The organism is Longispora sp. NPDC051575 (genome assembly GCF_040681875.1).
Taxonomy (GTDB): domain Bacteria; phylum Actinomycetota; class Actinomycetes; order Mycobacteriales; family Micromonosporaceae; genus Longispora.
Map to the genome: position 1 here is coordinate 299,009 of NZ_JBFAZP010000012.1, position 11,929 is coordinate 310,937.

Annotated in this window: 12 protein-coding genes; 5 read left to right on the forward strand and 7 right to left on the reverse strand. The window is 72.3% G+C overall.

All coding sequences use genetic code 11. The features are described 5' to 3' along the window. Positions 1 to 77: 77 nt before the first annotated feature. The 3 genes from AB0M43_RS34025 to mca all read right to left on the reverse strand — a co-directional run bounded on the left by AB0M43_RS34025 (position 78) and on the right by mca (position 2,665). Positions 78 to 1,445, reverse strand: a complete 1,368-nt coding sequence (locus AB0M43_RS34025) for an EAL domain-containing protein (protein WP_363730549.1) — start codon at positions 1,443 to 1,445, stop codon at positions 78 to 80. A 145-nt stretch (positions 1,446 to 1,590) separates the two neighbouring features. Then, positions 1,591 to 1,776, reverse strand: coding sequence for a hypothetical protein (locus AB0M43_RS34030; RefSeq protein ID WP_363730605.1), 186 nt, complete (start codon positions 1,774 to 1,776; stop codon positions 1,591 to 1,593). Positions 1,777 to 1,780: 4 nt separating this feature from the next. Then, positions 1,781 to 2,665 (reverse strand): mycothiol conjugate amidase Mca, encoded by an 885-nt coding sequence (gene mca / locus AB0M43_RS34035; protein WP_363730551.1) that lies wholly within the window; start codon positions 2,663 to 2,665, stop codon positions 1,781 to 1,783. 1 nt (position 2,666) lies between these two features. On the opposite strand from mca, the gene AB0M43_RS34040 reads away from it, so the two are divergent. Continuing rightward, positions 2,667 to 3,155: a DUF4307 domain-containing protein gene (locus AB0M43_RS34040; protein ID WP_363730554.1), complete on the forward strand. Its 489-nt coding sequence runs from the start codon at positions 2,667 to 2,669 to the stop codon at positions 3,153 to 3,155. Between the two features lie 55 nt (positions 3,156 to 3,210). After that, positions 3,211 to 3,705 (forward strand): transcription elongation factor GreA, encoded by a 495-nt coding sequence (gene greA / locus AB0M43_RS34045; RefSeq protein ID WP_363730556.1) that lies wholly within the window; start codon positions 3,211 to 3,213, stop codon positions 3,703 to 3,705. 200 nt (positions 3,706 to 3,905) lie between these two features. Here greA and AB0M43_RS34050 read toward each other — a convergent pair whose 3' ends face one another. Together AB0M43_RS34050 and ilvA are read right to left on the reverse strand one after the other, a co-directional pair. After that, positions 3,906 to 5,153: a M48 family metalloprotease gene (locus tag AB0M43_RS34050; protein ID WP_363730559.1), complete on the reverse strand. Its 1,248-nt coding sequence runs from the start codon at positions 5,151 to 5,153 to the stop codon at positions 3,906 to 3,908. Positions 5,154 to 5,366: 213 nt separating this feature from the next. After that, on the reverse strand, positions 5,367 to 6,578 hold the full coding sequence (gene ilvA, locus AB0M43_RS34055; protein ID WP_363730561.1) for a threonine ammonia-lyase: 1,212 nt from the start codon (positions 6,576 to 6,578) through the stop codon (positions 5,367 to 5,369). Between the two features lie 187 nt (positions 6,579 to 6,765). On the opposite strand from ilvA, the gene AB0M43_RS34060 reads away from it, so the two are divergent. After that, positions 6,766 to 7,470 carry a Calx-beta domain-containing protein gene (locus tag AB0M43_RS34060; RefSeq protein WP_363730564.1) on the forward strand — a complete coding sequence of 235 codons (705 nt, stop codon included), beginning with the start codon at positions 6,766 to 6,768 and terminating at the stop codon, positions 7,468 to 7,470. Between the two features lie 117 nt (positions 7,471 to 7,587). Continuing rightward, positions 7,588 to 8,121 (forward strand): DUF2269 family protein, encoded by a 534-nt coding sequence (locus AB0M43_RS34065; protein WP_363730565.1) that lies wholly within the window; start codon positions 7,588 to 7,590, stop codon positions 8,119 to 8,121. Between the two features lie 220 nt (positions 8,122 to 8,341). Here AB0M43_RS34065 and AB0M43_RS34070 read toward each other — a convergent pair whose 3' ends face one another. Together AB0M43_RS34070 and AB0M43_RS34075 are read right to left on the reverse strand one after the other, a co-directional pair. Beyond that, on the reverse strand, positions 8,342 to 9,694 hold the full coding sequence (locus AB0M43_RS34070) for an amidase (protein WP_363730568.1): 1,353 nt from the start codon (positions 9,692 to 9,694) through the stop codon (positions 8,342 to 8,344). Positions 9,695 to 10,049: 355 nt separating this feature from the next. Next, positions 10,050 to 11,189, reverse strand: a complete 1,140-nt coding sequence (locus AB0M43_RS34075; protein ID WP_363730571.1) for a cystathionine gamma-synthase — start codon at positions 11,187 to 11,189, stop codon at positions 10,050 to 10,052. An 88-nt stretch (positions 11,190 to 11,277) separates the two neighbouring features. On the opposite strand from AB0M43_RS34075, the gene msrA reads away from it, so the two are divergent. Further along, positions 11,278 to 11,929, forward strand: a 652-nt coding sequence (gene msrA / locus AB0M43_RS34080) for a peptide-methionine (S)-S-oxide reductase MsrA (protein WP_363730573.1), incomplete at its 3' end; no start/stop codon positions are given.

The window sequence follows — 11,929 nt, forward strand, 5'->3', positions numbered from 1 at the left end:
GGTGGGCCGGGCTGAGGCCGGGCGCCGTGGGCGTGCCGGAGGTGCCGGGCGGGGGCCCGGGCGGCGGCCGGCCGGGGCTACATCTCGGCGGCGCGGGCCAGCCCCACCAGCGCGGCGTTGGCCTTGTCGGGGAACAGCGGCGGGGAGAAGTGGTAGCCCTGCGCGGCCGTGCAGCCCATCCCGATCAGGGTCGCCCGCTGCTCGGCGGTCTCGACGCCCTCGGCGACCACCCGCAGCCCGAGCGCGCGGCCCAGATCCACAGTGGTCTTCACGATCGCCATCGCCTCGGGGGAATGCCCCATCTTCGACACGAACGCCCGGTCGACCTTGACCTCGTCCACCTGGAACCGGGTCAGCAGGGTCAGCGACGAGTACCCGGTGCCGAAGTCGTCCACCGCGATCCGTACCCCGAGCCTGCGCAGGCCGATCAGCACCTCCTCGATCACCGGCGACTCGTCCATCATCACCGTCTCGGTGATCTCCAGGACCAGCCGGTCGGCCGGCACCCCGTACCGGGCCAGGGCCGCCGCGACCATCTGCGGCAGCTCCGGTTCGAGCAGGTTGCGGGCGGACAGGTTCACCGCGACCGGCATGATCAGCCCGCCGCGCGCCCAGTCGGACACGATCCGCAGCGCCAGGTCCAGGATGTACCGGCTGAACGGCCCCACCAGGTCGCTGTGCTCGACGACCTCGATGAACGCGTCCGGCGCGAGCAGGCCCCGGCTCGGGTGGTGCCAGCGGACCAGCGCCTCCGCGCCGATCGGGGCGCCCGTGGACAGCTCGACGGCCGGCTGCATCGCCAGGACCAGCTGGTCCTCGACCAGGAGGGCCTCGCGCAGCTCCGCCAGCAGGATCAGCCGCTCCGGGCCCACCGGCCCCTTGCGCGCGCCGGTGGGGTCGCCCTGGTGCAGCACGTCGATCAGTTCGCGCATCCGGCGGTGGGCGGCCACGTTGAGCAGGGCGGCACCGAGCGTGCCCGCGTACGCCGACAGGGCCAGGTCCTCGCGCTCCGACATCGGCCCCGGGGTCCGCAGCCACAGCCGCAGCTCGCCGATCCGGTGCGCCCCGACCCGCAGCGGACGGGCCACTCCCCTGCCGCGCGGGCCGGACGGACCGCTCGCGTACACCCGCTCGGCGCCGTCGCCCGACCGGATCGCGATCTCGACCCGCTCGGGGGCGAACAGCCTGCCCAGGCCGTGCAGCGCCGCGTCGACGACCTCGCGCTCGTCGAGCCGGAGCAGCCGGTGCGGGGCGGTGGCCAGTTCGCGCCAGATCCGGCGCTCCTCGAGGATGCGCAGCCAGTACCGGTAGGCCTGGTAGGCGAGCCACAGCACGGGCGCTGCGGCCAGCACGAGCCGCCACCAGGCCGGCCAGGCCGCGAGGGCCAGGCCGAGCACAGCGGCGGGTGCGGCGAAGCCGGTGAGCAACCAGCGACGACCCAACACCCGACCCCCCTCGCACAGCGAGCAGGGGACGCCCGTTGGCGGCCCCCTGAAGGCAAGGTTATGGGACATACCCAGGCCGCAACAGCCCTAAATGTGCGCTAGGTGCTCTACAACCGGTAGTCGAGAATTTCAAAAGCCGCGAAAACTACCGAGCGTTATCGTGCGGGGCCGGGGGAAAACGGTCGGGAAGCTTGCGGAGGTGGCGATTCATGCTCCGGTACAGGAAAAAGGTCGCCACGCCCAGCAGCACGATGAGCAGCAACGCGAGCGGGCCGGCGAGGCCGGGACCGCGGGTGTCGCCGAAGTTGTTCTCCGCGAGGTACTGAAGCATGCCTCTACCGTACGCCAGCGAAGAGGTCACTCTCCGGCAGCGTGGTCGGCACGTTCGCCCGGACCAACTGGAAGTCCTCCGTGGGCCAGATCCGCAACTGGATCTCCATCGGGATGCCGAACCAGAAGCCGTCCGGGTCCACCTGGGTCGCGTGCGCCCGCAGCGCGTCGTCGCGGACCCCGAAGAACTCGCCCGCGTCGACCGACGTCGTGACCCGGTCGCCCTTGTCCTTCATCCAGTCGCGGTCGCTGTCGATCCAGTCCGCGAAGGGCGACTCCAGGCCCTCGGCGAGCATCGCCTCGTGCAACGCGAACAGGCGCTTCTTGAAGAAGCCCATGTTGTAGTAGAGCTTCGCCGGGGTCCACGGCTCGCCGGCCTCCGGGTAGCGCGCGGGGTCACCGGCCGCGTCGAACGCCAGCATGGAGATCTTGTGGGTCATGATGTGGTCCGGGTGCGGGTAGCCGCCGTCCTCGTCGTAGGTCGTCACGACGTGCGGGCGGAACTCGCGGATCAGCTTGACCAGGCGTTCCGCCGCCACCTCGGGGTCCACCCGGCCGAAGCTGTCCTCGGGCAGCTCGGGGCGGTCGGCCTCCGCGGCCTCCAGGTAGCCGTCGGGCAGGCCGGAGTCGACGAACCCGAGCCACTGCTGCCGGATGCCCAGGATCTCGCGGGCGGTGTCCATCTCCTGCCGGCGGATCTCGGTGATGTTCTCCCAGACCTCGGGACGGTCGAGCTTGGGGTTCAGGACGCTGCCGCGCTCCCCGCCCGTACAGGTGACAACGAGGACGTCCACGCCCTCTTTCACATATTTCGCCATCACGGCGGCGCCCTTGCTCGACTCGTCGTCGGGGTGCGCGTGTACCGCCATCATTCGGAGCCGCTCGGCCACCGTGACACTCCTCGTTCGGGTCCGGGATAATCGAATTCTTGCTGATGCCTATGACAAGAACACCGGAGCCCGACCGATCGTGACCGAGACCCACGCCACAATTTTCCCGCCGGACCGCTATGGCCGGCGTCGACAGCCACGTCGTGCGCGACGGTGGCTACCCTACGTGATGGCCGTGGCACTCGGACTGGGCGTAACGGGCATCGCGGTCAAGCTCTATCTCGCGTACGGCGTGACGGACTATGCGGTGAACCTCACCTCATACCGTGACATCACAGACAATCAGGTAGTGCTCCAGTTCACAGTGACGAAGCCCGAGAAGTCCCCGGCCGTGTGCGTCGTCCGCGCCCGGAACAGGGCCGGCGCGGAGGTCGGCAGGGCCGAGGTGCTCGTCCCCGACGCGCGGAGCCGGGTCGACGTCAGTTACACACTGTCAACAACAGGGCTCCCCGTGAGCGGCGAGACCGTAGGTTGCCGGGCCCAGCGCTGATATTCTCGGAGTTTCGCTTTTCTTAACCCTTGACCCCCCGTCTGAAGGAGTCGCCGTGCCCAACACCGACAGCAAGGCCGCGTGGCTGTCCCAGGACGCGTTCGACCGCCTGCAGGCCGAGCTCGACAAGGCCATCGCCGACCGGCCCGCCGTGGCGGCCGAGATCAACGCCCGCCGCGAGGAGGGCGACCTCAAGGAGAACGGCGGATACCACGCCGCCCGCGAGGAGCAGGGCAAGGCGGAGGCCCGGATCCGGTACCTCCAGGAGTTCCTCCGCACCGCCCGCGTCGGCGAGGCCCCCGCGAGCACGGTCGTGGCCCCCGGCATGGTCGTCACCATCCAGTTCGACGACGACCCGGACGACACCGAGACCTTCCTGCTCGGCTCGCGCGAGATCGCCGCGACCACGGACTACACGGTGTACAGCCCCGAGTCGGCGCTGGGCACCGCGATCCTGGGCTCCGAGGCCGGCAAGACCGTGAGCTACTCCGCCCCGACGGGCGCCGAGATCACCGTCACCGTGGTCAAGTTCGAGCCCTTCTCGGGCTGATCCCCCGGCCGGGGCGGTCCGCCGCCCGACCGGCCCTGCCGTCCGCCCGACTCGGGCCACCCGGGTCGGGCGTTTCGCGTCCCGGGCACCGCGCCGGGCCCGGATCGGGGTCGGCCCCGCCGGGCGCTGCCGGGTAGTCGGTCCACCGCGTCACGCCCGACCGTGTGGCCGCCCCCGTCTCACGCCCGGCCCGATGGTCCTCAGTGCTCCACCCAGCCGATCTCCCGGGCGTTGCGCCGGTAGTACTCGGCCAGTTCGGAGTCGATCCGGTCCGATTCGTACTCCGACAGGCCCACCCGGGCCTCCTGCCACGGCCGGGACTCGACCAGCCGGGCCCGCAGCCCCGCCGGCGGGTGACTGGCGAGCACCGACGTATCGGTCCGGATGCTGAGCTGGCGGAACCGGGGCACCCGGGGCGCCATCGACGCGCGCGCCTCCTCGGCGGCCCGCCGCCAGTCCCGGGCGTCGTGGCCGGTGCGCGCCGCCCGCCGGACGACCACCTCCAGGCCGTCCCGGGACGCCAGCGAGTCGGCCAGCCCCCGGGTCGCCGAGCTGCCGGCGACGAGCACGGCGAGTTCGTCCGCGTGGTACTCGGCCCGTTGGGACTGCCGCGCGCCCACCAGGGTCATGGCCACGTGCACGAGGAGCAGGCTCCGGCTGATCACCCACATCACGGGCCGGGCGACGAGGTCCACGACCGCGGCGAAGCAGCCCCAGAGTTCGGGTGGGCCCATCCGGGTCAGGTCCGCCAGGTTCTGGAAGGTGTTCAGGGCGGGGAACGTCAGCAGGCCGACGCGCGGGTCCCCGTTGGCGAAGTGCCCGAGCTTGTGGCCCAGGAGCGCGACCCGCTGCTCGGGTGGCAGGGCCGCCCACAGCGGCAGGCCAAGGCACACGGCGCGGCGGCGACGGAGCCCGACCGGCGTCGCGTAGGCGTTGAACGCGGTGTCCACCCCGAGAAAATGCGGTGCGGGGGTACCCGAGGCGGCGGCCACCCGCTCCACCAGCGCGAACAACGTCGGGGCCTGGGACCGGTCCAGCGGGGTGAACTCGTCGGGCAGGCCGGGGAACCGGGGCAGCAGGACCCACACGACGCCGAGGATCAGCAGAATGAGCGGCGCGGTGAGCAGGGACAGGTGCGCGTAGGCCAGCCAGCCGGCCAGGGCTAGCAGGGCGAGTTCCCCGCCGAGCAGCACCACGGACACGGCGACGAGGAACACCCCGGCGGCGCCGTACCCGGGCCTGCCGATCGCCCTCCCGGCGAACCGCCCGAACTGGACCCGGTTCAGCCGGAACGCGGACCGGTACAGCAGGCGGTCGATCCAGCCCGCGCCGGTGACCTCGTGGCCGACCGGGTCGTCCAGGCCCCACTCGCAGGCGGGGCACCAGGGTTCGCCGGAGTCCGCCGAGGTCAGCGTGGCGTGGCAGGAGGGGCAGGTTGCGGCAGACACGATCGGGCATCCTGCCCGCCGCCCTGACACCCCGTCAACACCGTTCCCGGCGCCGGGATCCGACCTGGCCCGCGCGGTTTCCGGCGCGATTCCACAGACCGGTGGCCGGGACCGCGCTCCCACGGCGCGACATGACCCGCCAGGCCGGGGTCGCGCGGCGCGCCAGGCCGGGGTCGCGTGGCGTGACGTGACCCGCCGGCCGCGCCGCCCCCGTCAGTCGAAGGTGACCGTGTGGCCGGCGGCGCGCAGGGCGGCGACCATGCGCTCGGCGTGCTCCTTGCCCCGGGTCTCCACCGAGAACGCCACCACCACCTCGCCCAGCGACAGCTCCGCGTCGTACCGCTCGTGCGCCACGTCCAGGACGTTCGCGCCGTTCTCGGCGATCAGGGCGAGCAGGCGGACCAGCTGGCCGGGGCGGTCGGCGCACCGGACCGTGAACCGCTGGTACCGGCCGGCCGCCGCGAGCCCGTGCTCCAGTACCCGGAGAAGGAGCAGTGGATCTATGTTTCCGCCGGACAGCACCGCCACGGTCGGGGTCTCCACCTTGACGACCTCGGCCATCAGCGCGGCCACCCCGACGGCCCCGGCGGGCTCGGCGAGCAGCTTGTTGCGTTCCAGGAGGGCCAGCAGCGCGCGGGAGATGTCCTCGTCGGTGACCGTGACGACCTCGTCGACGAGCTTGACGATGTGCTGGAAGGTGATCTCGCCGGGGATGCCGACCCGGATGCCGTCGGCGATCGTGGCCGTCTCGGCGAGCCGGACCGGGTGCCCGGCCAGCAGCGACGGCGGCACCGCGGCGGCACCCGCGGCCTGCACCCCGATGATCCGGATGTCGGGGCGCAGCGCCCTGGCCGCGACGGCGAGCCCGGAGATCAGTCCGCCGCCGCCGATCCCTGCGATGATCGTCTTCACGTCGGGGCACTGTTCGAGGATCTCCAGCGCGACGGTGCCCTGGCCGGCGATCACGTCCGGGTGGTCGAAGGGATGTATGAACACGGCACCGGTCCGCCCGGCGAACTCCCTCGCCGCGACCAGCGCCTCCTCGACCGTGGCCCCGAAGAGCTCGACGTCGGCCCCGTACCCCCGGGTGGCCGCGACCTTCGGCAACGGCGCGCCGGTCGGCATGAACACGGTGGACCGGGCACCCAGCGAGGTGGCCGCGAGCGCCACTCCCTGCGCGTGGTTCCCGGCGCTGGCGGCGACGACCCCCCGGGCACGCTCGGCCCCGGACAGCCGGGCGATCCGGACGTAGGCCCCGCGCACCTTGTACGCGCCGGCCCGTTGCAGGTTCTCGCACTTCAGCCACACCGGGCCACCGAGTTGGGCGGTCAGCGTGCGCGAGGGCTCCAGCGGCGTCTCGCGCACCACGCCCGCGAGCAACTCACGGGCGGCGCGGACGTCGTCGAGCGTGACCAGTGCCGTCATGCCCCGATCGTGCCACCCGGGGTACACCCCCCGGCGGGCGCCGCGCACGGCTCCCACCAGGAAAGACGAGACGTTCATGAGACCCGGGGGCGCGCCCGGGATGACAGGGTCATGCCTGCCGCGTCCGAGAGTCGTCGGGCCGTGGCATCTGTCCGCACATCGCTTGTCCGGATCGAAGGAGTGAATTATGCGCAACGTATCCCGACTGTTCGTCGCTGCCGCCGCCGTGGCCATGGCCACGCTCGGCATGGTGCCCGCGGCCCAGGCGGCCAGCCCCAATAACACGTTCTCCGTCAACGGCGGTTTCGCCTCCGAGTACGAGAGGTCCTGTCAGGCCGTCGCGCCGTTCGCGTGCTCGTTCAGCGCGACGTCCATGCCCGTCACGGTCAGCATCTCCTCGCCCAGGAGCTACCCGGTGACCGTCGGCTACGCGCTCGAGTCGATGACCGCCACCAACGGGGTCGACTACACCGCGACCACGGGCACCGTCACCATCCCGGCCGGGGCCTTCTGGGGCCGGGTGCAGATCCCGATCGTGAACGACGGGATCGCCGAGGTCACCGAGGAGTTCCGGGTCCGGCTGACCAGCTCCAGTGTCGGCGGCAACTTCTCCGCGACGGGCGTCGCCCGGATCTTCGACGGGGGTCAGGTCCCCTACGACTGCACCCTGTCGAAGTCCGACCTGGCGACCACGACGATCTCCTGCGCCAACCGCCCGGTCGACCAGCCCTGGAAGGTCGTGGTGAACTGCCAGGACATCGGCATGGGGTACATCCAGGCGTCCGGGCCGGTCATCACCGGCAACGGCACCTCGACGGCGGTCTGCAGCCCGGCCGCGTACGTGAGTGTGTACTTCGCGGACCTGACGCCGGTGCCGCCGATCTTCCCGTAGGCGGTTCTGCTGTGGGGCCTGAGGGCCGGTCGGTGCGGAGCGCCGGCCGGCCCTCAGGCCGACGCGGCCAGGTGGCAACTGACTCCCCAGGGCACCCGTGGTCACTAGTCTGGACATATGAGGACATTCCTACTGCTGCTGCACGTACTGTCCGCGATCCTGATCATCGGACCACTCGCGGTGGTCCCGTTCTACGGACTGCGCAGCCTCCGGGTGCACGACCACGACGCGGTGCTCCAGGCCGCGCGGTGGACGGGCCGGTTCGCGCTCGGTTCCCTGCTCACGGCCGCGCTCGGCGGGACGGTGGTGGCGGCCACGGCCAAGGAGACGTACGACTTCGGGACGCCGTGGGTGGTCATCTCCCTCACCCTGTACCTCGTGATGCTGCTCGTCGCCCTGTTCTGGGCCCGCCCGGCACTCCGCAGCGGCATGAAACTTCTGGAGACGGGTACGCCCGAGCCGCCGGTCATGCCCGAGACCCCCGAGGGCGAGGAGCCCCCGCACGAGGCGCTCGCCGCCGCCGGGGCGTTCCTCACCACCAAGGGGAAGATCGACAACGCGGTGGGGCGGGTCGGGGCGGCGGCCGGCGTGACGCTGCTGCTGATCTGCCTGATCGTGGTGCTCATGGTGACCAGGCCGTTCGGGAACTGACCCGGTTCGCCCGGGTGCGGGGGACCCGGGCGGGACGGCGGTCACGGCCGGGGTAGCGGGCACTTCCGGGCTAGCGGTCACTGCCGGGATAGCAGTCAGTGCCGGGGACCGGGGGCCGGCGGGCCGGAGCCCCCGGACAGGTGCCAGCCACCGACCGGGCGGCCGCCACCACGGGATCGCCCGGAACCGGCCGCTCCCCCGCCAGTACCCGTCGAAGGGTCTAGGCCCTTTTCGGGGCCCTCGGCCAGCTCGGCGCGTGCCGACGCCACGGGGCCGCCAGCTCCAACAGCCCCGCCACGGCCAGCAGCATCAGCTCCGAACCGGGCGGCCCGACCAGCTGCACCGCCGCCGGCAACCCGTCCCCGCGCACCCCCGAAGGCACCACGATCGCGGGCAGGCCGGCGACATTCCACGGGGCCGAATACGGGGCGTAGCGCATGTTGGCCACCAGGTTCGCCCGCCACGGCCGGCGCGACCACTCGGCCGCCTCCAGCGGCGCGCTCGCCAGGGCCGGCGTGACCAGCAGGTCGTAGTCGCCGAGCCAGTTCAACGCCTGACCCCGCCACCGGGTGCGCTGCCCCGACGTGACCTCGGCCGTGCGGACGGCCTGCTCACCGAGCGCGACATGCCGGCGGGTCCGGCGCTGCAACTCCGAATAGTCAAGATCACGGGAGTCCAGGTAGGACGAGGCCGTCCAGGTGGCGAGGATGACCGCCCCCAGCCTCTTCGGGTACGGCACCTCCGCGCGGATCGCCGAATGCCCGGCCCCCACCAGCGAACGCACCGCCCGACTCACCGCCGCCCGGTTGTCCGCGTCCGGACTGACCCCCGGGATCGGGCTGTGCAGGGACACCGCCACCCGCAGCCGCCCCGGCTCCGTCAACTTGTGCGTCCGGCGACCGGCCAGCACCGCGAACCCGACCGCCGCGTCGGCGACCGTGGTGGCGAGGATGCCGTTCTCCGCCAGCCCGTACCACGCGTTGGCCCCGATCCCCGCCGGCACCACGCCCCGGCCCGGCTTCAACCCCACCAGCCCGCAGCAGGCGGCCGGGATCCGGATCGAACCCAGCCCGTCGTTCCCGTGCGCGATCGGCACCAGCCCCGCCGACACCGCCGCCGCCGACCCGCCCGACGAACCACCCGGCGTCCTGTCCAGCCGCCACGGATTGCGGGTCACGATCTCCTTGTCGTCGCACGTACCCCACAGGCCCAGCTCCGGCATGCGGGACGTGCCCACCACGATGGCCCCCGCCCCACGCAGCCTGCGGACCACCTCGTGGTCGGCGTCAGCGACATGCGGCCAGTCCGCCCCGGAACGCTCCCCGGCGACGGCCACGTTCTCCTTCACCGCGACCGGCACCCCGGCCAGCGGCAGGTTCGTCAGCTCCGGCAGCGCGTCCACCGCCTCGGCCTCCGCGAGCGCCCGGGGGCCGCGCAGGGCCCGGAACGCGCCCAGGTGCCGGTCCGTGGACCTGATGTAGTCCAGGTGGTCGGCCACCACCTCGGTCGCTGACGCATCGCCGCGCCGCACCGCCCGAGCGATCTCCCGCGCGGTTGCACCGACCCAGGCCATGACCGACCTCCTTCGTAAGTCGTTTGCCGGCCCCGGGTCCGCGGCACACACCGGACCCGGAGGGCGAGATGCTAGCCGACGCCCCGCGGGTGGCGGGGCATCGGCGCGCGCGTCCTCGTGCCTTCCGACCGGTGGGGGTTACCCCGAACCGGCCGAACCTGAACTGACCTGGTCGCGCCGGTCCCCGCCAGGGCCTTCCCGACCCCGGTGGGAGCACTCCGCCCGCCCGGGTGACCGGCCCCGCCGCCGTGCCTGCGCACGGGGCACCCGCGTGGGGCACCGCCCATGCCGGGCCGTGCTCCCGGCACCGCCCGGCGGGCGCACCGCCCGGCGCGGGACCAGCTCCGGCGCGGGCCTAACCGAGCGCTTCGGCCAGATCCGCGAGCAGGTCGTCCACCGTCTCGATACCGACGGACAGCCGCACCAGATCGGCCGGCACCTCCAGCGACGTCCCCGCCACCGAGGCGTGGGTCATCCGGCCCGGATGCTCGATCAACGACTCGACCCCGCCCAGAGACTCGCCCAGGGTGAACAGCTTGGTCCGGTCGCAGAGGTCCACGGCCTCCTGCTCGCCGCCCAGCACCTGGAAACTGACCATGCCGCCGAACCGGAGCATCTGCTTGACCGCGATCTCGTGGCCCTGGTGCTCGGGGAGCCCCGGGTAGTACACCTTCGTGACCTTGGGGTGGTCCACCAGGAACGCCGCGATCTTCTCCGCGTTGTCCGAGTGCCGCTCCATCCGCACCCCGAGCGTCTTGATCCCGCGCAGCGTCAGCCACGCGTCGAACGGCCCGGCCACCGCGCCCATCGCGTTCTGGTGGTACGCCAGCTCGTCGCCCAGCGCGGCGTCGCCCGCGATCAGCGCGCCCCCGACCACGTCGGAGTGCCCGCCCACGTACTTCGTCGTCGAGTGCACCACCACGTCCGCGCCGTGCGCCAACGGCTGCTGGAGATACGGGGAGGCGAACGTGTTGTCCACCACCAGCAGGGCCCCCGCCTCGTGCGCCACCCCGGCCAGCGCCGCGATGTCCGCGATCCCCAGCAGCGGGTTCGTCGGCGTCTCCACCCAGACCAGCTTCGTCTCCGGCCGGACCGCCGCCCGGACCGCCGCCACGTCCGACAGCTTCGCCGACGTCCAGCTGATCCCCCACCGCTCCGCGACCTTCGCGAACAGCCGGAACGTGCCCCCGTACGCGTCGTCGGGGATCACCACGTGGTCACCCGGCTTGCAGACGGTCCTGATCAGGGCGTCCTCGGCGGCCAGCCCGCTGGCGAACGCCAGGCCCCGGCGCCCGCCCTCCAGCGCCTGGAGGCACTCCTCCAGCGCGGTGCGGGTCGGGTTGGCCGAGCGGGAGTACTCATACCCCTCACGCAGGCCACCCACGCCGTCCTGCTTGTACGTGGACGTCTGGTAGATGGGGACCACCACCGCGCCGGTGCGGGGGTCAGGCTCCTGACCGGCGTGAATGGCGAGCGTATCGAAGCCGTGTGTCATGACTCTGAGCGTAACCGTTGGCTCCGACAGACCGGCGGTAAGCACGTCGTAATGGGCAGCCGGCCGGCGACTGCGGCATGCTGGTGTCATGCGCAGACCACGTGATCTCGACATCCCCACCGCTGACCAGGCCCTCCCCGGCCGCGCGGAGGCCGTTCCGGTCGCGGCCCGGCACACCGTCCTCGGCACCCCGCTCGTCGGCCCGTGGCCCGACGGCTTCGAGGTGGCCATCCTCGGCTTCGGCTGCTTCTGGGGCGCGGAACGGATCTTCTGGCGCCTTCCGGGCGTCTACTCCACCTCCGCCGGGTACGCGGGCGGTTCCACCCCGAACCCGACATACGAGGAGGTCTGCTCCGGGGGTACCGGGCACGCCGAGGTCGTCCAGGTCGTCTTCGACCCGGCGGTGATCTCGTACGAGACGGTGTTGAAGGAGTTCTGGGAGAACCACGATCCGACCCAGGGGATGCGACAGGGGAACGACCTGGGCACCCAGTACCGGTCGGTGATCCTGACCACCACCGCCGAGCAGCTGGTCGTGGCGGAGGCGTCGCGGGCCGCGTTCGCGCCGGTCGTCGCCGGGGCCGGTCTGGGCGAGATCACCACGCGGATCGAGCCGGCGCGGGCGTACTACTACGCGGAGGACTACCACCAGCAATACCTCTCGCCCCATAAAAACCCCAACGGGTACTGCAACCACGGGCCGAACGGCCTGAGCTGCCCGATCGGGGTAGCCAAGGCCG

Bases quoted from the DNA above. Each gene is read 5' to 3' on its own strand.
- ilvA (WP_363730561.1), bottom strand. From the start codon at position 6,578: ATGACGGCACTGGTCACGCTCGACGACGTCCGCGCCGCCCGTGAGTTG.
- AB0M43_RS34060 (WP_363730564.1), top strand. From the start codon at position 6,766: ATGCGCAACGTATCCCGACTGTTCGTCGCTGCCGCCGCCGTGGCCATG.
- AB0M43_RS34030 (WP_363730605.1), bottom strand. From the start codon at position 1,776: ATGCTTCAGTACCTCGCGGAGAACAACTTCGGCGACACCCGCGGTCCC.
- AB0M43_RS34065 (WP_363730565.1), top strand. From the start codon at position 7,588: ATGAGGACATTCCTACTGCTGCTGCACGTACTGTCCGCGATCCTGATC.
- AB0M43_RS34075 (WP_363730571.1), bottom strand. From the start codon at position 11,189: ATGACACACGGCTTCGATACGCTCGCCATTCACGCCGGTCAGGAGCCT.
- AB0M43_RS34070 (WP_363730568.1), bottom strand. From the start codon at position 9,694: ATGGCCTGGGTCGGTGCAACCGCGCGGGAGATCGCTCGGGCGGTGCGG.